This is a genomic window from Thiemannella venezuelensis (assembly GCF_014203605.1).
GTDB lineage: Bacteria > Actinomycetota > Actinomycetes > Streptosporangiales > Streptosporangiaceae > Planomonospora_A > Planomonospora_A venezuelensis.
Map to the genome: position 1 here is coordinate 189,798 of NZ_JACHJJ010000001.1, position 20,710 is coordinate 210,507.

The window sequence follows — 20,710 nt, forward strand, 5'->3', positions numbered from 1 at the left end:
GTACGGCCTGCGGGCCCGCCGGCCGGAGCGCCGCATGAGCCCTCCGCCGGGCCCGATCCGGGTGGCGCTCGCCGACGACCAGGCCGTCGTGCGGATGGGGCTCAGGGCGCTCGTCGACCGCGAGCCCGACCTGGAGTTCGCCGGCGAGGCTGCCGACGGCGCCGCCGCCCTCCGGCTGCTGGCCGAGACCCGGCCCGACGTCCTCCTGCTCGACATCCGCATGCCCGGCATGGACGGCATCGACACGCTGCGGGCCATCGCCGCCGACCCCGCGCTCAACACGACCCGGGTGGTCGTCGTCACCACCTTCGAGGTCGACCGGTACGTCTTCGCCGCGCTCCAGGCCGGGGCCAGCGGGTTCGTCCTGAAGGACAGCGCCCCCGAGGAGCTCGCCCGCGCGATCCGGGTCGTCGCCTCGGGGGAGGCCCTGCTCTCCCCCTCCGTCACCAGGAAGGTCATCGGCCTGTTCGGCCGCCACGACGCCGCCCCGGTCGAGGGCCTCGACACCCTCACCCCCCGGGAGCGCGAGATGATCGCCTGGGTCGCCACCGGCCGGTCGAACGACGAGATCGCCGCGGAGCTGGTCATCAGCCCCGACACGGTCCGCACCCACGTCAGCCGCGCCATGGTCAAGCTGCGCGCCCGCGACCGCGCCCAGCTGGTCGTCTTCGCGGTCAGGTCCGGGCTGGCGATCCCCTGAGGAAGCCCGTGTAGGCGCGCTGCTCCAGTTGCGCCTCGACCTGCTTCACCGTCTCCAGGCCCACCCCCACCATGATGAGGACGGTCGTCCCCCCGAAGGGGAAGTTCTGCTGGGTCGCCGGGTCGCGCAGGATCACGAACGCGATGATCGGGATCAGCGAGAGCGCGGCGAGGTAGGCGGCGCCCGGCGCGGTCAGCCGGGAGAGCGTGAACCGCAGGTACTCGGCGGTGGGCCGCCCGGGCCGGATGCCGGGCACGAACCCGCCGTACCGCTTCATGTTCTCGGCCACCTCCACCGGGTCGAAGGTGATCGACACGTAGAAGTAGGTGAAGGCCGTGATCAGGGAGAGGTACGCCGCCACGTAGACCGGGTGGGAGCCCGAGGCGAGGTGGTACGCGACCCACTCCGCGACCGGCCCCGTGCCGCCCGCCGCCTGCGTCGCCAGCTGGGGGAGGGAGATCAGGGACGAGGCGAAGATGACGGGGACGATCCCGGCCTGGTTGACCTTGAGCGGCAGGTAGGTCGAGGTCCCGCCGTACATCCTGCGCCCGGCCGTCCGCTTGGCGTACTGCACGGGGATCCGCCGCTGCGCCTGCTCCATGGCCACCACCGCCGCCACCAGGACGACGCCCGACAGCAGCATCGCGGCCAGCGCGAACGGGCTGAGCACGAAGACGGTCGAGACGTAGGAGGGGAACACGGCGACCACCTGCACGAAGATCAGCATGGACATGCCGTTCCCGACCCCCCGGTCGGTGATCAGCTCGCCCAGCCGCATGACCACGCACGTCCCGGCCACCATGGTGACCACGACCACCGCGGACGCCGCCGGGCCCGCGTCGTACAGCACCTCCCGGCGGCAGGTGGGGAAGATCCCGCCGGTGCGGGCCATCGCGACGACCGTGGTGGCCTGGAGCACGGCCAGCGCCACCGTCAGGTACCTCGTGTACTGGGTGATCCTCGCCTGCCCCCGCGACCCCTCCTTCCGGAGCGCCGCCAGGCGCGGGACCATCACGGTGAGGAGCTGGACCAGGATGCTCGCGGTGATGTACGGGATGATCCCGAGGGCGAACACCGAGAGCTTCAGCATCGCCCCGCCGCTGAACAGCTGCAGCATGTCGGCGAACCCGCCGCCGGTCCCGCGCAGGCACTCCCGCACCGCGACCACGTTCACGCCGGGCGCGGGCAGGATCTGCCCGAACCGGAACAGCCCGATCACCCCCAGCGTGAAGAGGATCTTCTTCCGGAGGTCGGGCGCGCGGAAGGCGCGGATGAGCAGGGTCGGCATGGTCCGAGTCTGTCCGTACGGCCCGGCGCGGTCGTCCGCTCAGCGGAGGCTCCGCCGTACGCGGATCCGCGTACGCGTCCCCGGCGCCGGGGATTCGGGAGGACCGGGAGGACCGGGAGGACCGGGAGGACCGGGAGGCCGGTCACCCGGTCTTGTGCCGCCTGTAGTAGCGCGCGACGCGGGCGCGGTTGCCGCAGCGGTCGGCCGCGCACCAGCGGCGGCGCGGGTGGGCGGGCAGGAACAGCATCACGCAGTCCTCGGCCTCGCACCGGCGGACCCTGCCGATCGCCGGGTCGGCCAGCAGGTCGGCGGCGGCCTCGGCGAGCCAGGCGGCCAGCCGGACACCGGCCGGGCCGGTGCGCCGCCGGACGGCCACCGTCGTGGTGCCGTTCCAGGACAGCTCCTTGACGGCGGGCGCGGCGTGCTGCGCCCGGTTGAGGCCGTCCAGCGCGGACGCGGGCGGCCGTTCACCCCGCCGCGCGCAGGCGATCGCGGCGGCCGTGTGCTCGCGGACGGCGCGCACCGCGGCCAGGTCCGTCGCGGTGAGCTCCGCCGTCTCGTGCGTCTCGCCGGGAAGCCGGTCGGCCTGCAGCGCCAGCCACGCCCGCAGGTCGGCGGGGGTGGCGAGCAGGTCGCCGGTGGAGGGGCGGGTGTTGACCAGGTCCAGGGCCAGCGGCTCACCGGTCAGCGGAACACGATCACTCACATTTCTAATGGTAAGTCACCGTGTTGACGCATTAGAACCCGGCCTTCTATAACTAATGCATCTTCTAGCGAAGGATGCATGTGAAAATGAGCTTTCCGGCTGTCTCCCGCGTCCTGCACCGCCATCTCGACGTCGACGGGGTGGAGGTCTTCTACCGCGAGTCCGTCCCGGACCGGCCCGACGCGCCCGTCCTGCTGCTGCTGCACGGCTTCCCGTCGGCCTCGCACCAGTTCCGCCGGCTCATCGACGTCCTCGGAACCCGCTACCGGCTCGTCGCCCCCGACTACCCCGGGTTCGGGCACACCCGGGTGCCGGACGGCTTCGCCTACGGCTTCGACCGGCTCGCCGACGTCACCGAGGCCTTCGTGCGGCGGCTGGGCCTGTCACGGTTCGTCATGTACGTCTTCGACTTCGGCGCGCCGGTGGGATTCCGGATCGCGGAGCGGCGTCCCGAGTGGATCACCGGCCTGATCGTGCAGAACGGCAACGCCTACACCGAGGGCCTGTCGCCCGCCGCCCGGGACTTCATCGCGCTGCGGCCCGGGACCGAAGGAGCGGAGGAGGCCGTCCGCGACCTGCTGACCCTGCCCGGCACACGCGGCCAGTACGAGGACGGCGCCGGCGACCCCGAGCTGATCGCCCCCGACGGCTGGACGCTCGACCAGCACTTCCTCGACCTGCCCGGCCGCAAGGAGGCCCAGGTCGCGCTGGCCTTCGACTACCGCTCCAACCTCGAACGGTACGACCGGTGGCAGGCCTGGCTCCGCGAGCACACCCCGCCCGCGCTCATCGTCTGGGGCGCCGACGACCCCTTCTTCCCCGAACCCGGCGCCCGCGCCTACCTGCGCGACCTGCCCGGCGCCGAGCTCCACCTGTTCGGGACCGGCCACTTCGCCCTGGAGGACCACCTGCCGCAGATCGCCCCGCTCGTCGCCGGCTTCCTCGACCGCGTCTGGACCTGAGCCGGGCCCCGGCCCCCACCGGTGCCGGGACGGAGAGGTCTACGCGGGACCGGCGTCGCGGACCAGCAGGGCCGCCTGGACGCGGTTCGCGCAGCCGAGCTTGGTCAGGATCCGGCTCACGTAGGTCTTGATGGTCGGCTCGCTCATGCTCAGCCGCCGGCCGATCTCCGCGTTGGACAGGCCCTCGGCCACCAGGCGCAGGACCTCCGCCTCGCGGGGCGCCAGCGCCGCCAGCCGCCCGGCGGCCTCCCGCCGCCGGGCGGTCTCCGCGGGCGCGACCATGCCCAGCACCAGCCGGGTCACCGCCGGGGAGAGGTAGGCGTCACCGCGGTGCACGGCCCGGACCGCGGCGATCAGCTCGTCGGGCGAGCAGTTCTTGAGCACGAACCCGGCCACGCTGCTCTGCAGGGCGCGCAGCACGTTCGGCTCCGCGCCGAAGGAGGTGAGCACCACGGTCCGCAGCCCGGGCAGCCGCCGGTGCAGCTCCTCGATCGCGCTCAGCCCGTCCATCACCGGCATGCTGATGTCGATCAGCGCCACGTCGGCGCGGTGCGCGATCGCCGCGTCCACCGCCGCCCGGCCGTCCTCCGCCTGGGCCACGACCTCGATGCCGGCCGCCGACTCCAGCACGGCGCGGATGCCCGCCGCGATCAGCGGCTCGTCGTCGGCGACCAGCACCCTGATCACCTCGGCCCTACGCACCGGTCACCGCCTCGCCCGCCCGCCGGTCCGCCTCCGCGGTCGTCATCTCACGCCACCCCCACCAGCACGCTCGCGGGAAGGAGCCCGAACATCATGACCGCGGTGGCGAGCCCGAGCGCGGCCGTGCGGACGCGCGTGATCGGCGGCGGGCCGCCGTCCCACGCGGTCTCGCCGGAGACGGCGCCGGCATCGGCGGGCAGCATCGCGAAGAGCCGGAACTCCCCGCCGGACGGGCCGTGGTGCAGCAGCCCGCCGGCGGGCCGTACCCGTTCACCCAGCCCGGACAGGCCGTGGCCGGACAGGCCGTGCCCGGTGTCGGTGGCGTCTGCGGCATCCCCGGCGCCCACGGCAGCGGCCGGGACTCCTGCGCCGGGGGAGGCCGGGAGAGGGTTGGCGACGGAGAGGAGCAGCGCGTCCGCCTCCCATTCGAGGCCCACCGTGACCGGCAGCCCGGGGGCGTGCTTGGCCGCGTTGGTCAGCCCCTCCTCGACCACCCGGTACGCCGCCTGCCCCGCCGCCGCGGACAGCGGCAGGGGCTCCCCGCGCAGCCGTACGGCCACCGGCACCCCGGCGGCCCGGAACTCCGCCACCACCTCGCCGATCGCCTCGGCTCCGGGCGGGCACCCCGGCGTCCCGTCCGCTCCATGGGCGGTCCCGCCCGCCCCGCAGAGCGTCCCGACCAGCTCGTGCAGCTCGTCCACCGCGTCGCGCGCCGCCCCCGCCAGCCGCCGCACGGCCTCCCGCTGCGCGGCCGGGAGCGGCGAGACCTCCAGCGCGGCCGCCTGGACCGTGACCAGGCTGAGCCGCCGGCCGAGCGAGTCGTGCATGTCCCTGGCGATCCGCAGCCGCTCGCCCAGCCGCTCCTGCTCGGCGAGGAGCTCCCGCTTCCAGCGGAGCTCCCGGTTGTGCCGGTCGAGCGCCGCCACCAGCCGCTCGTGCTGCGCGAGGTATCGTCCGGCCAGCAGGGGCAGCGCCACGAGCACCAGATAGGCGAAGACGACGTTGGGGATCATCCGCGGCTCCGTCGGCCGGGCCGCGAGCTGCAGGGCGAGCCCGCCGAGCGCCGCACCGGCGACCACGGCCGTCCCCCGCCGGGACACGACCGCGCGCCCGGCCCGGTAGGAGGTCCAGAGCATCATCAGGTGGGCGCCGCCGGTCAGCGCGGCCGACGCCAGCACGGCCGCGAACGCGGCCTCCGGTCTCCGGCGGCTCGCCACGACCACCAGCACGAGCGCCAGCGCGTACAGCGGCGCGGCCCAGCCGGGCAGGCCGTCGCGGGCGGCCGCCAGCAGCATGGTGTCCACCAGAACCGCGACGGTGGGGAGGAGGTATCGGCCCAGGTTCCGCATCCTTACATTCTGGCCCCGGCCGGCGCGATGTCCCGGAGTGTGGCGGCGGCCTGTGGAATTCCCCTGCCCGCCCGCCCGCAGGGTCGACTTTGGTCGGCGGAGCCGGCGACTTTCGGGGACTGCCCGCGGCCCGCCCCGTTCCTAGCGTGGACCGGGTGATCGAAGTACGGAGTCTCAGCAAGAGGTACGGGAGCACGGTCGCGGTCGACGGGCTCTCCTTCACGGTGCGGCCCGGCCTGGTGACCGGCTTCCTGGGGCCGAACGGCGCGGGGAAGTCCACCACGATGCGGACGATGCTGGGCCTCGACCGCCCCACGGCGGGGGAGGTCCTCATCGGCGGTGCGCACTACCGGCGGCTGCCCGAACCGCTGCGGCGGGTGGGAGCCCTGCTGGAGGCCGGGGCCGTGCACGGCGGGCGCAGCGCCTACCACCATCTGCTCTGGCTGGCGCGGAGCAACCGGATCCCCGCGAGGCGGGTCCGGGAGGTGCTGGAGCTGGTCGGGCTGGAAAGCACGGCCGCCAAGCGGACCAGGGGCTTCTCGCTCGGCATGGTCCAGCGGCTGGGCATCGCCGCGGCGCTGCTCGGCGACCCGCCGGTGCTGGTCCTCGACGAGCCGGTCAACGGGCTCGACCCCGAGGGCGTCCTGTGGATCAGGAACCTGATGAAGGGGCTGGCCGCGGAGGGGCGCACGGTCTTCGTCTCCAGCCACCTGATGAGCGAGATGGCGCTCACCGCGGAGCACCTCGTCGTGATCGGCGCCGGCCGGCTGCTCGCCGACACCACCGTGCGGGAGTTCGTCGGCGGGTCGGCCTCGCTGGAGGAGGCGTTCATGCGCGTCGCCGGGAACACGGCGGAGTACCGGGCGGGAGGACGGCGGTGACGGGCCCGGAGGCGACCCCGGTGGCGGGTGCGGAGGCGGGGCCGGCTGGGGGCACGACGGCCGCCGTACGGGGAGTCGTCGCCGCCGAGTGGACGAAGATCTGGAGCCTGCGCTCGACGGTCTGGGCCCTGCTGCTCACCGTCGCCCTCAGCACCGGCCTGGGCTACCTGATCGGGCGCACCTTCAGCACCTCCTTCCACGACCTTCCGCCCGGCCAGCAGGAGAACTTCGACCCGCTCTTCCCCACCTTCTACGGCCTCACCCTCGGCCAGCTCCCCCTGGTGGTGTTCGGGGTGCTCCTGGTGGGGGGCGAGTACGGTTCGGGGACGATCCGGGCCTCGCTGGCGGCGGTGCCGAGGCGCGGCCTGTTCTACGGGGGCAAGGTGCTCGCGGCGGCGCCGCTCGTCCTCGCCGTCTCGGCGGTCACCGTACTGGCGACCTTCCACGCCGCGCAGGCGGGGCTGGGGCCGTACCGGATCTCCCTCGGCGCGGACGGGGCGCCGACGGCGGTCGTCGGCGCCTGCCTCTACCTGACCCTCATCTGCCTGTTCGCCACGGGGGCCGCGACGATGCTGCGCAGTTCGGCGGGCTCGCTCGCGATCCTGCTCCCGATCCTCTTCCTCGGCTCGCAGGGGGTCGGCAACCTTCCGCAGCTGAAGCCCGTCCTGCAGTACCTGCCGGACCAGGCGGGCATGGTGATCATGCATCTCACCCTGCCGGGGGATCCGCGCTTCGGCCGCGACTACGGTCCCTGGACCGGGATGGGCATCCTCGTGCTCTGGACCGCCGCCGCCCTGATCGGCGGCTACCTGGTGATGCGCCGGCGCGACGCCTGACGGGCGCCCGGCGGCTGCGGCCGCGCTCCCGGCCGCAGCCGCCGGACGGGCGGTCCCACGGGCGCCCGCCGGGCCCGGCGTCACAGGCGCACGATCATCTTTCCCGTGTTCTCGCCGCGGAGCAGGCCGAGGAACGCGGCCGGGGCGTTCTCCAGGCCGTCGACCACGGTCTCGCTCGCGGTGATCCGGCCCTCCCGGAGCCAGCCGCCGACTTCGGCGATCATGTCGGGCATCCGGGCGGAGTGGTCGCCGACGATGAAGCCGCGCAGGGTGAGCCGCTTGCCGACGGCGAGGGAGAGGTTGCGCGGGGCGGGCGCGGGCTCGGTGGCGTTGTAGACCGCGATCGCGCCGCACATGGCGACCCGGCCGCCGTTGTTGAGCGAGCCGATCGCGGCCTCCAGGTGGTCCGCGCCGACGTTGTCGAAGTAGACGTCGATGCCGCCGGGGGCGGCCTTCCGCAACTGCTCGGCGACCGGGCCGCTGCGGTAGTTGAAGGCCGCGTCGAAACCGAGCTCGCGCAGGTGGGCGACCTTCTCGTCGGAGCCCGCGCTGCCGACGACCAGGGAGGCGCCCTTCAGCTTGGCGATCTGGCCCACGAGGCTGCCCACCGCCCCGGCGGCGCCCGAGACGAAGACCGCGTCGCCTTCCTTGAACGAGGCCACGTCGAGCAGGCCGGCGTAGGCCGTGAGGCCCGGCATGCCGAGCACACCGAGGTGGGCGGAGGGGGAGACGCCCTCGATCCGCTCGACCTTGCGCGCCCTGGAGGCGTCCAGCACGGCCTGCTCCCGCCAGCCCAGGCCGTGCAGGACGAGGTCGCCCTCGGCGAGGCCGGGCGCGCGCGACTCGACGACCTCGCCGACCGCCCCGCCGTCCAGCGGCTCGCCGAGCCGGAACGGCGGCACGTACGACTTCACGTCGTTCATGCGCCCCCGCATGTACGGATCGACCGACATGAACAGGTTGCGGACCAGCACCTGGCCGTCCTGCGGGGTCTGCGGAGCCGCCTCCACCAGGTCGAAGTTGTCGGCGGTGGGCCAGCCGGAGGGACGCGAGGCGAGGTTGATCTGCCGAGACACGATGAGGCTCCTCAAACGTTGATGTGCCTCAAATATACTCATCGGTATGAATGTGACGGGTGAAGTGGTGTCCCTCATGGGAGAGATCGCGGTCCGCTTCAACAGGGGATACGAGGAGGCGGCCACCCGCCACCAGCTCACCGCCCTGCAGGCCAAGGCGCTGGTGCTGGTGGCCGCGGAGCCGCTGCCCATGCGGCGGATGGCGCGCCTGTTCAACTGCGACCCGTCCAACGTCACCGGCATCGTGGACCGCCTGGAGGCGCGGGGCTTCGTCCGGCGCGAGCCGGATCCCGCCGACCGCAGGGTGAAGAACGTCACACTCACCCCGGAGGGCCGGCAGGTCGTGCGGGAGCTCCGTCACTCCCTCGGGTTCGCGGCGGCCCCGCTGGCCGCGCTGACCGAGGCCGAGCGGATCCAGCTCCGGGATCTCCTGAAGCGCATGCTGGAGGCCGACACCGCCGCCGGGGCCCGCTGAGGCGGCCGCCGGGGCGCCCGCGGTCCCGGCTCCCGTGCCGGGCGCGCGTCAGACCGTGAGGGTGAACGCGCCGAGCCCTTCCAGGAGGCGGAGGAAGGGGGTGGCGGGGAAGGCTTCGGCGGCGCCGAGCACGCCGGGTTTGGCCGGCCCCTCGCCGGCGGCCAGCCGTACCGCCGCCTCCACCGAGGCCAGCGCGCCGACCCACCAGATGTCCCGCCCCCGCACGTGCCCGGTACGGCCGCCGCCGCCGGGCGCGGTGGCCTGGACCGCCACGGTGAACTCCGTCCGCGCGCGGGCCGCGGCGTCGGCGTCCTGGCTGGTGAACACCTGCTCCTCCTCGAAGGTGGAGGCGGTGAGCTGGGACTCGACGGCGCGGGCGGGCACGTGACGCGGGATGGTGACGACCTCTCCCGAGGGGAAGGGTGCGATCATCGTGCGGGGGCCGACCGGCGGGGGGAAGGGGAAGACCGTGTTGCGGATCTCCACCGGGCCCACGTGCTGGGCGCCGTCGGCGAAGGTCACCCGGTCGATCTCGCCGATCAGCAGCTCCGCGGTCCGCAACGCGCCCGGCGTCATGCGCCAGCCGGTCACCGCGTAGCCCACCGTCACCCGGTCGACGCCGGCCATCCCCTCGGTCACGGCGGCGGCCAGCAGGTCGGCGAGCCCGCCGTAGAAGCTCATCTGGGGGATCATGACGGCGCCGGTGCGCTCCGCCTCGGCCTGCAGGGACGCGAACATGTATCGCACGTGGTGCGGCTCCACGGCGTGGTCGACGTAGTGGCAGCCCGCCGCCGCGGCGGCCGCGGCGACCGGCTCGCCGGTCCGGGCGTACGGCCCGGCGCAGTGGACGAGCACGGTCGCGCTCTCGGCGAGCTCGCGCAGTGCCGCCGGGTCGTCCAGGGGGGCGACCAGGGTCCGCACCCGCCCGGGGGAGCCGAGTTCGCCGGCCGTCGCCTCCAGCGCCGCGGCGTCGCGCCCGGCCAGCACGATGCTCTGGTCCCGGGAGAGCAGTTCGGCGGCCACCAGGCGGCCGGTGTGGCCGTTGGCACCGTAGATCGCGAAGAGCGGTGCGTCGTTCATGGGCGGCTCGCTTCCGTGCCGGGGCGATGACGTGATTCGAATCTATGTTCGATCTACTTCCCCGTCAAGGACGGTGGCACGGCGCGCGGAAGCGACGTCCGGACGGCTCCGGCGACCGCCGCGCTCCCCCGGGGGCCGAGCGTGATCGTGTAGTGGTTGACCCCGTCCACGGTGGACTCGGCGGTCCCGGGCAGCCACGCGGCGGCCCTGCCCGGGGAGTACAGCGGCGCGTCGGGCTCGTCCAGCATGCCCCGGGCCGCGCGGAGGAACACGGCGGGCACCGGCAGGGGCCGGGGGCGGACGCCCGGCAGCGCGTAGACCTCGGGGGCGTCGGCGAGTGCGGCGCCGATCCGGCACGCGGCCGTGAACCGGCCCTGCGCGCCCGCCGGGTCGCGACGCGGCGGGAGGCCGGTCTCCGCATCCACCAGGTCGTAGTCCGCGTAGGCGGCGCACGCCCCGGTCCAGTCGGCGAACGCCGGGTGCGCGCGCCACAGGTCGCGGTACTCCGCGCGGCTGCCGAACGTCCGCCTCAGCCGGGCCAGCACCGGCCCCACCGTGCGTTCGATCGCCTCCGGCACGTCACCGGCGCCGGGCGGCAGCGGGAGCGGCGCGCCGCCGTCCACCAGGACGAGCCGGTCGACCAGGTGCGGGTGGCGCCGGGCGGTCTCGGCCACGACGAACCCGCCCATCGAGTGCCCGGCCAGCACGGCGGGCCCGCCCCCGTAACGGGCGATCACCGCGGCGAGGTCGTCGGCGTGGGCGGCCATGCCGTACGGCGCGGGCAGGTCCCGGCTGCCGCCCCGCCCGCGCAGGTCCACCGCGACGAACCGGTGGTCGCGCCCCAGCTCCGGGCCGACCAGCGTCCACGCCATGTGCGAGGAGGTGATGCCGTGGGCGGCCACGACCAGCGGTCCCCGGTCCCCCCACACCCCGACCCGGAGCTCACCGCCCCGGACGGGGACCCCTTCCCGCCGGTAGGCCGGCTCCGGGCCGCGGCCGGGCGCCGGGCGGCGGTCAGACACCGCTCGCCGCCCCGCCGGGCCGTCCGCTCACCGGGCCGCCCCGGGGCCGCTCTCCGCGCCGTCCGCCGTACCGTCCGCTGTGCCGTCCACCACGCCGCGCAGGAGCCGGGCGAACTCTTCGGCGCGTTCGATGTGCGGGCTGTGGCCCACCCCGGTGTAGACGACCTCCTCGTAGGAGCCGCCCGCCGCGGCGTACCGTTCGAGCACGGCCCTGGTCTGGGCGACCATCGGCTGGGGCGGGCAGAGCTCCTCGCCGGGCCAGCCGGGGACCACTCCGAGGCTGCCGAGGTTGGCCAGGTCGAACAGCGACGCGTCCGAGACGATCTGGTCGCCGTCGCCGCGCACCCAGGTCACCTTCGGCTTGCGGGGGACCGCGACCAGGTCGTCGGCGATGTCGAACCAGCGCGGGGACATGGCGTTGAGCACGCCGTGCTTCCCGGCGGCCACGCCCGGCCAGTCCTCGGCGGCGGCCGCGTCGCCCGGGTAGTTGCCCTCGGCGATCGCGGTGGACAGCACGGTGTCGAGCAGCATCTCCTCGTCCGCGCCGAGACTCGCCGGGTCGGCGACGTAGTACGTCCGCAGGATCGTCCGGGGCGAGGCCGGGGAGTCGGCGCCGCGGTCGCCGGCGGCCAGGCGCTCCACGAACTCGGGGTTGGCCGCCCCCGCACCGCCCAGGCCGAAGCCGTGCGGCGAGAGCGGAGCCTCCAGCACCAGCCCGGCGATCCGGTCCGGTGCGTCGATCAGCAGCTGCATCGCCACGCCGCCGCCCATCGAGTGCCCGACCACCACCGGGCGCGCGCCCGCCGGGAAGACCTCCTCCGCGTCCAGCAGCGCGGCCAGGTCGTCGGCGAAGTCGCGCAGCCCGCGGGTGGCGTCGACGGCGGCCGTGTCGGTCTCGCCGTAGCCGCGCAGGTCGGGCGCGACGATGCGCCAGTGCGCGGGCAGGTGCCGTACCAGCGGCTCCCAGAACGCGCCGGAGGAGCAGTTGCCGTGGACGAGCAGCACGGGCGGGCCGTCGACCGGCCCGCGGACCAGCAGGCTGTGCCGGAGGCCACGCGCGGTGAGTTTCATGTACGGAATCCTGGCAGGAGGATCCCGGCGGGCCATGTGGCCGGACGCCATAGTTTCCCGCCGCGGGTGTCGTCCGGGCACGTCCCGTGCCCGGCGGGCGGCCGCCGGTGCGCCGGGCACGGGTCAGCCGCCGCGCCGCCGCTGCGCGGTGTCGGCCGCCAGCACGCCGTCGAGCAGGCCGGGGAAGAGCGCGTCGAGGTCGCCGCGGCGCAGCACGTTCATCTTCGCGGTGCCCCGGTAGACCTGGCTGATCACACCGGCCTCGCGCAGCACCCGGAAGTGGTGGGTGGTGGTCGACTTGCTGACCGCCAGCTCGATCGCCGAGCAGGAGGCCCCCTCCTCCCCGCTCAGCCCGGCGAGGAAGCGCACCACCTGCAGGCGCATCGGGTCGGACAGGGCGTGGAGCACGGCCTCCAGGCGGATCTCCTCGCGCTCCGGATGGTCCAGGACTCTGGTGGATGCGGTCGACACGGCGGTTCCCTCCCGTTGCACCGTCCAATTGTACGACGATCATCGTAGTTTGACATCTGCCGTACTACGGTGTTTATCGTATTAGGTGACGGCGGATGCACCCCCGGCATCCGCGACCAGACGAAGGAGCACGGCCGTGAGCGCGTTGTTCGAGTCCCTGACACTGCGGGACCTGACCATTCCCAACCGGGTCTGGATGGCCCCGATGTGCCAGTACTGCGCGGCGGTCGAGGGTCCGGACCAGGGGGTCCCCACCGACTGGCACCTGTCCCACCTGGGCGCCAGGGCGGTGGGCGGGGCCGGGCTGATCATCACCGAGGCCACCGCGGTGGTCCCCGAGGGCCGCATCAGCCCGGCCGACCTCGGCATCTGGAACGACCGCCAGCAGGAGGGGTTCGCCCGGATCACCGCCTTCCTCAAGGAGTACGGCGCGGTGCCCGGCATCCAGCTCGCGCACGCGGGGCGCAAGGCCTCCACGGACCGCACCTGGCGGGGCGGCGCCCCCGTCGGCCCCGACCGGCACGGCTGGCAGCCGGTCGCCCCGAGCCCGGTCCCCTTCACCGACGGCTACCCCGTCCCGGACGAGCTGGGCGTCGAGGAGATCCACCGGCTCGTCGAGGCGTTCGGCGCCGCGGCGCGGCGGGCGCTGGCCGCGGGCTTCCAGGTGGCCGAGGTGCACGGCGCGCACGGCTACCTGATCAACGAGTTCCTCTCGCCGCACGCCAACCGCCGCACCGACGCCTACGGCGGTTCGTACGAGAACCGCACCCGGTTCGCGCTGGAGGTCGTGGACGCGGTCCGCGCGGTCTGGCCGGAGGAGCTGCCGGTCTTCTTCCGCATCTCGGCCACCGACTGGCTGACCGAGAACCCCGAGGACGGCCGCGAGGGCTGGACCTCCGACGACACGGTGCGCTTCGCCAAGGACCTGCTCGCGCACGGCGTCGACCTGCTGGACACCTCCACGGGCGGCGTCGCGGCGGGGGCGCGGATCCCCGCCGCCCCCGGCTACCAGATCCCGTTCGCGGCCCGGGTGAAGGAGGAGACGGACCTGCCGGTGGGCGCCGTCGGACTGATCACCGAACCCCGGCAGGCGGAGGAGATCGTCGCCTCGGGGCAGGCCGACGCGGTGCTCCTCGGCCGGGAGCTGCTGCGCAACCCGTACTGGCCGAACCTCGCCGCACGCGAGCTCGGGGCCGGGGGCCGCTGGCCCGACCAGTACCACCGGGCGGTCTGACCCGGTCCGCTCCACGGCGCCCGGGGGCGGGCCGGGCCCCCGGGCACGGGAGGGGGCTCCGGCCCCCGGCGGGCGTCACGGGACCAGGACGATCTTGCCCTTCGTGTGGCCGCCCGCCACGAGCTCGTGCGCCTTGGCCGCCTCCGCCAGCGGCAGCACCTGGTCCACGTGGACCTTCAGCCGGCCGGACTCCGCCAGTTCGACCAGCCGGCCCAGGTCGGCGACCGAGGGCCGTACGGACACCACCTCCAGCCGGATCCCCAGCTCGGCCGCGCGCTCCGGGGTGATTCCCCCCATCGGGCCGCCGAGCGCGCCGACCAGCAGGCCGCCGGGCCTGAGCGCGGCCGCGGAGCGCTCGCCGTACTCGCCGCCGACCAGGTCGAAGACCACGTCCACCGGGCCGGCCTCCGCCACGAAGTCCGCGGCGGTGTAGTCGATCAGCCGGTCCGCGCCGAGGTCGCGGAGGAAGGCGTGGTTGGCGGCCCGGGCGGTGCCGATGACGTGGGCGCCGCGGGCCTTGGCGATCTGCACGGCCAGGTGGCCGACGCCGCCGGCGGCGCGGTGGACGAGCACGCTCCGGCCCTCCTCAAGGCGCGCGATGCCGACGAGCGCCTGCCACGCGGTCAGGCCCGCCAGCGGGAGCGCGCCCGCCTCCTCCACGGTCAGCCCGGCGGGGCGGTGGACGATCTCGTTCGGCGAGACCAGGACGTAGTCGGCGTGGACCTTGGCCTCGGCGGGGAAGGCGGGCATGCCCAGCACCTCGTCGCCGGGGGCGAACGCCGAGATCCCCGGCCCCGTGGCCTCGACCGTGCCCGCGAGGTCCCAGCCGAGTGTGAACGGCGGCTCGCCGAGCAGCGGGTAGTGGCCGGCCCGGACGGCCACGTCGACCGGGTTGACACCGGCCGCGCCGACCTTGACCAGCACCTCGCCGTAGCCGGGGACCGGGCGCTCCACCTCGGCGATCTCGAGCACGGACGGGTCGCCGAAGGCGGACTGGGTGACGGAACGCATCGTGATCTCCTTGATAGGGGCTTTCGGAGATCAATCGTTCAGGAAGCCGGTACCTCTAGGAAAGAAGGCACCTTTCGGATATATAGGTACCTTATGGATACCAGTTGTGACGTGCAGCGGTTCGACATCAACGCGTACCTGAAGGACTGCGCCTCGCGGACGGTCCTGGAGGCGATCGCCAACAAGTGGACCTGCCTGCTCGTGGACGCCCTGCAGTACGGCCCGGTCCGGTTCGGCGCGCTGCGCCGCAAGCTCGACGGGATCACCCAGAAGAGCCTCACCCAGACGCTGCGGGCCATGGAGCGCGACGGGATGGTGGTCCGCACCGTCTATCCGACGATCCCGCCGCGGGTGGAGTACGAGCTCAGCCCGCTGGGGCGGAGCGTGGTCGGGCTGATGGAGGGCATCAAGCGCTGGTCCGAGGAGCACGTGGGCGAGATCCTGACGGCCCGGGACGCCTACGACCTGCGCGCCGAGGAGGAGCCCCGGCCCGTGCCGGCGGGGTGAGAGGCGGTACGGCGGGCGTACCGCCGCCGGACCGGCCGGCTCCGCGCACCCGCTCCGGCGTCAGCCGGTCCGTGCGGTGCGCACCCGTCCCGGTCTCAGCCCGCTCCGTAGCGGATCATGAACTCGTGGTCGATGTCGCGTCCCACCTCGGGGTCGCGCACCGGGGCGACAGGCTGCGTCGTGACCATCCGGTCGAACGCGATCCGCTCGGGGAGGCTGCGCCAGCGCTCCGGGTCGTCCTGCTCCACGGCGCCTCCCCCGCGATCTCCTGTGGTCCCAGGTTACGGCCTCCCCGGTCCGCTGAACAGGGAGGCCGGGAAGGAGACGTAGGCGGCCAGGGCGTCGGCGGCGCCGGGGACGTCGGCCACGGGGTGGCGCCGCTCGGCGTGCTGCCAGGAGAAGAACCGGCCTCCGTAGCCGACGAACACCCAGACGGGCAGGTGCGACTGGTGCGGGTGGACGACCAGGGCCTCCCCGCGCAGGTCGGCGGGGACCCCCCGTTCGGCGAGATGGGCGCGGAGTCGTTCCAGGAATTCGGCCTCGACCATCCCTCCATTATCCATGACTCTGTGTGAATGTCCCGTTGCACGGAGTTATCAGACGGGAATCGAAACCCCAAGACCGCCCCGGGTCCGCGCGCCGTACCGCTCCTTCTCCCCGGCGAGGTCGAGCGGCTTGATGCTGGTGCGCCCGGCGAGCACCTCCTCGGTGAGGAGGTGCGCGGGGACGATCCAGGAGACCTCGAACTCCAGGCCGTCGGGGTCCTTGGCGTACAGCGCCTTGGTGGTGGAGTGGTCGGAGGCGCCGGCCAGCGCGCCGAGCTCGCCCAGCTTGGCGGCGATCCGCTCCAGCTCCTCCAGGGTGTCCACCTCCCAGGCCAGGTGGTAGAGGCCGACGGTGGCGCGGCCGGCCCCGGACGGGCCCGCCTGGGCGCCGATCTCGAACAGGCCGAGGTCGTGGTCGTTGCTGGACCCGGAGGCCTGCAGGAACGCCGCGCCCGGCATGCCCATGACGACCCTGAAGCCCAGGGCCTCCCGGTAGAAGGCGACACTGCGCTCGACGTCGCGCACGAACAGGACGGCGTGGTTGAGCCGCTGGACCGGCATTTCTTCCTCCCGGGGAATATTGAATATTTAACTACTTAACTCCCAGTGCACAAGGGAAATTCCCCGCGGAACGGCGCGGCGCACACGGGAGCGCGGTCTACCGGACCGTCCCCGCCGGAGACCGGCCGGCCGGCGGACCGGGGACCGCCCCGGCCGCCGCCAGGTGGGAGACGGGATCGGCGATGATCCGCTGGATCACCTTCCCGGCCGCGCCGAGCGTCGCGGCGTCCCCGCCGAGCCGTGAGACGGCGAGTTCGGGTACGGCGCGGCGCATCGCCGCCAGCCGGTCGGCCATGGTCGCGGCGGCGGCTCCGGAGATCCACGGGAAGAGCGGGGCGAAGACGCCGCCCAGCACGATCGTGCCGGGGTCGAGGAGGTTGGTGGCCGAGGTGAGGGCGACGCCGAGGGCGTGCCCGGCGCGCTCGCACGCCCGCAGCGCCCGCCCGTCGCCGTCGCGCAGGCGGCGGACCAGCTCGTCCGGGTCGTCCAGGCCCGCGGCGCGGAGCAGGGCCTCCTGGCCGGCGTACTGCTCCAGGCAGCCCCGGCCGCCGCAGCGGCAGGCGGGGCCGCCGGGGAAGACGACCACGTGGCCGAGCTCCCCGGCGAGGCCACGCGCGCCCCGGAAGAGCGCACCCCCGATCACGAGTCCGGCTCCGATGCCGATCTCCCCGGAGACGTGGAGGAAGTCGCCGCGGCCCGAGCCGAACCAGAGCTCGCCCAGCGCGGCGAGGTTGGCCTCGTTGTCCACCTCGACGGGGAACCCCCATCCCGCGGCGGCCGGTGGGCGGGGGGCTTCCGGGGCGGCCCCGGTGGAGGGCGCCGTGCCGAGGAGGCCGCCGACGTCGACGTCCCGCCAGCCGAGGTTCGGGGCGCTGTGCAGCAGGCCGCCCTCCACCGGGCCGGGGACGGCGAGGGTGGCCCCGCCGATCACCAGGCCCGCCGCACGCGCTTCGTCCACAGCCCTGTGGATAATTTTTCCCAGGTGGGAGAGGGTTTCCACAGGGGTGTGGGAGCTGTTGTCCACAGGCTGTGTATAACGCAGCCGTACGGCGAGAGTGAGGTCCACCACGCACGCGGAGAGGTAGTCGACGTTGATCTCCAGGCCGAGGGCGGCCACCCGCCCGCCGCTCAGCGCGAGCGTCGTGCCCGGCCGGCCGCGCTCGCCGTCCCGGAGCGTCCCCGTCTCGGTCACCATGCCCGCCGCGATCAGGTCGCCCACCAGCTTGGAGACGGTGGTCTTGGTCAGCCCGGTGGCGTCGGCCAGCGCGGCCCGGGTGACCGGGCCGCTCCGGCGGACCTCGGTGAGGACCACCCCGAGGTTGCGCGCGCGCATCGCGTCATGCCGTACGGCCTGCGTCATGGGACCCCGCGTCGTCGTGGAACTCCGGTCGTGGCGCCTCGCGCCGGGCGGGCGGCGCGCCGTCCGGCATCTTGCCATCCGGCACCCGGCCCTTGACGTCCGCACCCTCCGGATCCATATTAAGTCCATAACGTGGATTAAATAGGAGGACCGTCCATGAGCGCCTACACGCCCACCCCGCAGGACCGCTTCACCTTCGGCCTGTGGACCGTCGGCTGGCAGGCCCGCGACCCGTTCGGCGACGCCACCCGGGCCGCGCTCGACCCGGTGGAGACCGTCCACCGGCTGGCCGGGCTCGGCGCGTACGGCGTGACCTTCCACGACGACGACCTGCTCGCCGTCGAGCCCGACCGGGACAAGGCGATCGAGCGCTTCAAGGGCGCGCTGGCCGAGACCGGGCTGAAGGTCCCGATGGCCACCACCAACCTCTTCACCCACCCGGTCTTCAAGGACGGCGCGTTCACCAGCAACGACCGCGACGTCCGGCGGTACGCGCTGCGCAAGGTGATCCGCAACATCGACCTGGCCGCCGAGCTGGGCGCGACCACCTACGTCTGCTGGGGCGGCCGGGAGGGGGCCGAGTCCGACGCGGCCAAGGACGTCAAGGCCGCGCTCGACCGCTACAAGGAGGGCCTGGACCTGCTGACCTCCTACGTGATCGACAAGGGCTACGACATCCGGTTCGCCCTGGAGCCCAAGCCGAACGAGCCCCGCGGCGACATCCTGCTCCCGACCGTCGGCCACGCGCTGGCCTTCATCAACGAGCTGGAGCACCCCGAGCGGGTCGGCCTCAACCCCGAGGTGGGCCACGAGCAGATGGCCGGGCTGAACTTCGTGCACGGCATCGCCCAGGCCCTCTGGCACGGCAAGCTCTTCCACATCGACCTCAACGGCCAGCACGGGCCCAAGTACGACCAGGACCTGATCTTCGGCCACGGCGACGTGAAGAGCGCGTTCTTCCTGGTCGACCTGCTGGAGAACGGCGGCTACGACGGCCCCCGGCACTTCGACTACAAGCCGCTGCGCACCGACGACGCCGCCGACGTCTGGGAGTCGGCCGCGGCCAACATGCGGACCTACCTGATCCTCAAGGAGAAGTCCGCGGCGTTCCGCGCCGACCCCGAGGTGCAGGAGGCGCTGGCCGCCAGCCGGGTCGGCGAGCTCGCCGAGCCCACGCTGGCCCCCGGTGAGACCCTCGACGACCTGGCCCGCGACGACTTCGACCCGGACGCCGCCTCGATGCGCGGCTTCCACTTCACCCGGCTGAACCAGCTCGCCCTGGAGCACCTGCTCGGAGTGCGCGGATGACGCTCGTGGCCGGGGTGGACTCCTCCACCCAGAGCTGCAAGGTGGTGATCAGGGACGCGGAGACGGGCGCCCTGGTCCGGCAGGGCCGGGCGGCCCATCCGGAGGGCACCGAGGTCGACCCCGGGGCCTGGTGGTCGGCACTGGGCGAGGCGATCGACCGGGCCGGCGGGCTGGACGACGTCGCGGCGCTCAGCGTGGCGGCGCAGCAGCACGGCATGGTCTGCCTCGACGAGTCCGGGGACGTCGTGCGCAAGGCGCTGCTCTGGAACGACACCAGGTCGGCGCGGGCCGCCGCCGACCTGGTGGAGGAGCTGGGCGGACCGGCGAAGTGGGCCGAGGCCGTCGGCAGCGTGCCGGTCGCCTCGTTCACGGTGAGCAAGCTGCGCTGGCTGGCCGAGCACGAGCCGGAGAGCGCCCGCCGTACGGCCTCGGTCTGCCTGCCGCACGACTGGCTGACCTGGCGGCTGGGCGGGGAGTTCGTCACCGACCGGGGCGACGCCTCCGGGACCGGCTACTGGTCCCCCGCGACCGGCTCCTACCGCGAGGACCTGCTCCAGACCGCCTTCGGCTCCGTCCCGCAGCTCCCCCGGGTGCTGGGCCCCCGGGACGGCGCGGGCGAGGTCCGCCTCGCCCGCTCCCCGGTCCCGGGCTCTGCCGGAACCGCCCCGGGTCCGGGCTCTGCCGGAACCGCCCCGGGTCCGGGCTCTGCCGGAACCGTCCGCGTCCCGGACGGGGTACGGCTCGCGCCCGGGACCGGGGACAACATGGCCGCGGCCCTCGGGGTCGGGGCCCGGCCCGGGGACGTGGTGGTCTCGATCGGGACGTCGGGGACGGCCTTCGCGGTGGCGGAGGGCCCGAGCGCGGACCCGTCCGGGGCCGTGGCCGGGTTCGCCGACGCCACCGGCAGGTTCCTGCCGCTGGTGTGCACGCTCAACGCGGCCCGGGTGCTCGACGCCGCCGCCCGGCTGCTGGGCGTGGGCCCGGACCGCCTGGACGAGCTGGCGCTCTCGGCCCCGGCGGGGGCCGGGGGACTGGTCTGCGTGCCCTACCTGGAAGGGGAGCGCACCCCGAACCTGCCCGACGCCACCGGGTCGCTGCACGGGCTGACCCTGGCCACCTCGACCCCGGCCCACCTGGCCAGGGCGGCGGTGGAGGGCATGCTCTGCCACCTGGCCGACGCCTTCGACGCCCTGGGGCTGGACCCGGCCCGGGTGCTGCTCGTCGGCGGCGGGGCCAGATCGCAGGCGGTACGGCGGATCGCCCCGGCGGTCTTCGGGCGGCCGGTGCTGGTGCCCGAGCCCGGGGAGTACGTCGCCGACGGCGCGGCCCGGCAGGCCGCCTGGCTGCTGGCCGGGGGCGGCGAACCGCCCGCCTGGGAGACGAGCCCGGCCGGACGCTACGAGGCCGACGCCGTCCCCGGCGTCAGGGCCCGCTACGCCGAGGCCCGCGACCGGGGCTGATCACCCCGCTCCGCGCCGGTTCCCGCCGCCCGCCCCCGCCGTACCGGCGCGAGGCCGGCACGGGGACCGGCGCGGGATGGGCCGGGAGGCCGCCGGCACGGCCGG

The 20,710-nt window shown here is 74.3% G+C and carries 22 protein-coding genes and 1 pseudogene; 9 read left to right on the top strand and 14 right to left on the bottom strand.

From position 1 onward, the window contains the following. The first annotated feature begins 34 nt into the window (after positions 1 to 34). On the top strand, positions 35 to 700 hold the full coding sequence (locus FHS22_RS01055; protein ID WP_184937468.1) for a response regulator: 666 nt from the start codon (positions 35 to 37) through the stop codon (positions 698 to 700). Here the strand turns inward: FHS22_RS01055 and secY are convergent. Together secY and FHS22_RS01065 are read right to left on the bottom strand one after the other, a co-directional pair. Further along, complete coding sequence (secY, locus tag FHS22_RS01060; RefSeq protein WP_184937470.1) at positions 675 to 1,988, bottom strand: preprotein translocase subunit SecY; 1,314 nt, start codon at positions 1,986 to 1,988, stop codon at positions 675 to 677. The genes FHS22_RS01055 and secY overlap by 26 nt on opposite strands. Before the next feature lie 142 nt (positions 1,989 to 2,130). Beyond that, positions 2,131 to 2,694, bottom strand: coding sequence for a CGNR zinc finger domain-containing protein (locus FHS22_RS01065; RefSeq protein WP_184937472.1), 564 nt, complete (start codon positions 2,692 to 2,694; stop codon positions 2,131 to 2,133). Positions 2,695 to 2,780: 86 nt separating this feature from the next. On the opposite strand from FHS22_RS01065, the gene FHS22_RS01070 reads away from it, so the two are divergent. Then, positions 2,781 to 3,656 carry an alpha/beta fold hydrolase gene (locus tag FHS22_RS01070; RefSeq protein WP_184937474.1) on the top strand — a complete coding sequence of 292 codons (876 nt, stop codon included), beginning with the start codon at positions 2,781 to 2,783 and terminating at the stop codon, positions 3,654 to 3,656. 39 nt (positions 3,657 to 3,695) lie between these two features. Here FHS22_RS01070 and FHS22_RS01075 read toward each other — a convergent pair whose 3' ends face one another. Both FHS22_RS01075 and FHS22_RS01080 read right to left on the bottom strand, forming a co-directional pair. Then, complete coding sequence (locus FHS22_RS01075) at positions 3,696 to 4,358, bottom strand: response regulator transcription factor (RefSeq protein ID WP_338047545.1); 663 nt, start codon at positions 4,356 to 4,358, stop codon at positions 3,696 to 3,698. A 47-nt stretch (positions 4,359 to 4,405) separates the two neighbouring features. After that, entirely contained in the window at positions 4,406 to 5,707 is a 1,302-nt protein-coding gene (locus FHS22_RS01080; RefSeq protein ID WP_184937476.1) for a sensor histidine kinase, read from the bottom strand. 155 nt (positions 5,708 to 5,862) lie between these two features. On the opposite strand from FHS22_RS01080, the pseudogene FHS22_RS01085 reads away from it, so the two are divergent. Further along, positions 5,863 to 6,519: pseudogene (locus FHS22_RS01085) on the top strand (ABC transporter ATP-binding protein); the annotation flags it as partial. Positions 6,520 to 6,584: 65 nt separating this feature from the next. Further along, the gene (locus tag FHS22_RS01090; RefSeq protein ID WP_221473077.1) at positions 6,585 to 7,424 is read left to right on the top strand and encodes an ABC transporter permease subunit; all 840 of its coding nucleotides are present in this window, start codon (positions 6,585 to 6,587) and stop codon (positions 7,422 to 7,424) included. 80 nt (positions 7,425 to 7,504) lie between these two features. Here FHS22_RS01090 and FHS22_RS01095 read toward each other — a convergent pair whose 3' ends face one another. Continuing rightward, positions 7,505 to 8,542 carry an NADP-dependent oxidoreductase gene (locus FHS22_RS01095; protein ID WP_184937480.1) on the bottom strand — a complete coding sequence of 346 codons (1,038 nt, stop codon included), beginning with the start codon at positions 8,540 to 8,542 and terminating at the stop codon, positions 7,505 to 7,507. Positions 8,543 to 8,546: 4 nt separating this feature from the next. Here FHS22_RS01095 and FHS22_RS01100 point away from each other — a divergent pair, with 4 nt between their 5' ends. After that, a complete protein-coding gene (locus FHS22_RS01100) occupies positions 8,547 to 8,975 on the top strand; it encodes a MarR family winged helix-turn-helix transcriptional regulator (protein ID WP_184937482.1) in 429 nt (142 codons plus the stop codon). A 48-nt stretch (positions 8,976 to 9,023) separates the two neighbouring features. Here FHS22_RS01100 and FHS22_RS01105 read toward each other — a convergent pair whose 3' ends face one another. The 4 genes from FHS22_RS01105 to FHS22_RS01120 form a co-directional block, all read right to left on the bottom strand. Next, positions 9,024 to 10,055, bottom strand: a complete 1,032-nt coding sequence (locus FHS22_RS01105; RefSeq protein WP_184937484.1) for a saccharopine dehydrogenase NADP-binding domain-containing protein — start codon at positions 10,053 to 10,055, stop codon at positions 9,024 to 9,026. A gap of 53 nt (positions 10,056 to 10,108) precedes the next feature. Then, positions 10,109 to 11,077 carry an alpha/beta hydrolase gene (locus FHS22_RS01110; RefSeq protein WP_221473078.1) on the bottom strand — a complete coding sequence of 323 codons (969 nt, stop codon included), beginning with the start codon at positions 11,075 to 11,077 and terminating at the stop codon, positions 10,109 to 10,111. Between the two features lie 27 nt (positions 11,078 to 11,104). Beyond that, positions 11,105 to 12,148: an alpha/beta fold hydrolase gene (locus FHS22_RS01115; protein WP_184937486.1), complete on the bottom strand. Its 1,044-nt coding sequence runs from the start codon at positions 12,146 to 12,148 to the stop codon at positions 11,105 to 11,107. 123 nt (positions 12,149 to 12,271) lie between these two features. Further along, a complete protein-coding gene (locus FHS22_RS01120; protein ID WP_184937488.1) occupies positions 12,272 to 12,619 on the bottom strand; it encodes an ArsR/SmtB family transcription factor in 348 nt (115 codons plus the stop codon). A gap of 136 nt (positions 12,620 to 12,755) precedes the next feature. On the opposite strand from FHS22_RS01120, the gene FHS22_RS01125 reads away from it, so the two are divergent. After that, on the top strand, positions 12,756 to 13,853 hold the full coding sequence (locus tag FHS22_RS01125; protein WP_184937490.1) for an NADH:flavin oxidoreductase/NADH oxidase: 1,098 nt from the start codon (positions 12,756 to 12,758) through the stop codon (positions 13,851 to 13,853). 75 nt (positions 13,854 to 13,928) lie between these two features. Here the strand turns inward: FHS22_RS01125 and FHS22_RS01130 are convergent, their stop codons facing one another. Beyond that, complete coding sequence (locus tag FHS22_RS01130) at positions 13,929 to 14,864, bottom strand: NADP-dependent oxidoreductase (RefSeq protein WP_184937492.1); 936 nt, start codon at positions 14,862 to 14,864, stop codon at positions 13,929 to 13,931. Positions 14,865 to 14,975: 111 nt separating this feature from the next. On the opposite strand from FHS22_RS01130, the gene FHS22_RS01135 reads away from it, so the two are divergent. Further along, the gene (locus FHS22_RS01135) at positions 14,976 to 15,371 is read left to right on the top strand and encodes a winged helix-turn-helix transcriptional regulator (protein ID WP_338047546.1); all 396 of its coding nucleotides are present in this window, start codon (positions 14,976 to 14,978) and stop codon (positions 15,369 to 15,371) included. 95 nt (positions 15,372 to 15,466) lie between these two features. Here the strand turns inward: FHS22_RS01135 and FHS22_RS01140 are convergent, their stop codons facing one another. From FHS22_RS01140 to FHS22_RS01155, 4 genes are all read right to left on the bottom strand, one after another. Further along, positions 15,467 to 15,619: a hypothetical protein gene (locus FHS22_RS01140; RefSeq protein ID WP_184937496.1), complete on the bottom strand. Its 153-nt coding sequence runs from the start codon at positions 15,617 to 15,619 to the stop codon at positions 15,467 to 15,469. 33 nt (positions 15,620 to 15,652) lie between these two features. Further along, a complete protein-coding gene (locus FHS22_RS01145; protein WP_184937498.1) occupies positions 15,653 to 15,919 on the bottom strand; it encodes a hypothetical protein in 267 nt (88 codons plus the stop codon). A 48-nt stretch (positions 15,920 to 15,967) separates the two neighbouring features. After that, positions 15,968 to 16,477, bottom strand: coding sequence for a VOC family protein (locus FHS22_RS01150; protein ID WP_184937500.1), 510 nt, complete (start codon positions 16,475 to 16,477; stop codon positions 15,968 to 15,970). A gap of 97 nt (positions 16,478 to 16,574) precedes the next feature. Beyond that, positions 16,575 to 17,810 (bottom strand): ROK family transcriptional regulator, encoded by a 1,236-nt coding sequence (locus FHS22_RS01155; RefSeq protein WP_260407561.1) that lies wholly within the window; start codon positions 17,808 to 17,810, stop codon positions 16,575 to 16,577. Between the two features lie 183 nt (positions 17,811 to 17,993). On the opposite strand from FHS22_RS01155, the gene xylA reads away from it, so the two are divergent. Next, positions 17,994 to 19,145 (top strand): xylose isomerase, encoded by a 1,152-nt coding sequence (gene xylA, locus FHS22_RS01160; protein WP_184937504.1) that lies wholly within the window; start codon positions 17,994 to 17,996, stop codon positions 19,143 to 19,145. Beyond that, a complete protein-coding gene (locus FHS22_RS01165) occupies positions 19,142 to 20,605 on the top strand; it encodes a xylulokinase (protein WP_184937506.1) in 1,464 nt (487 codons plus the stop codon). The genes xylA and FHS22_RS01165 overlap by 4 nt, the downstream gene beginning before the upstream one ends. The last annotated feature ends 105 nt before the right edge of the window (positions 20,606 to 20,710 follow it).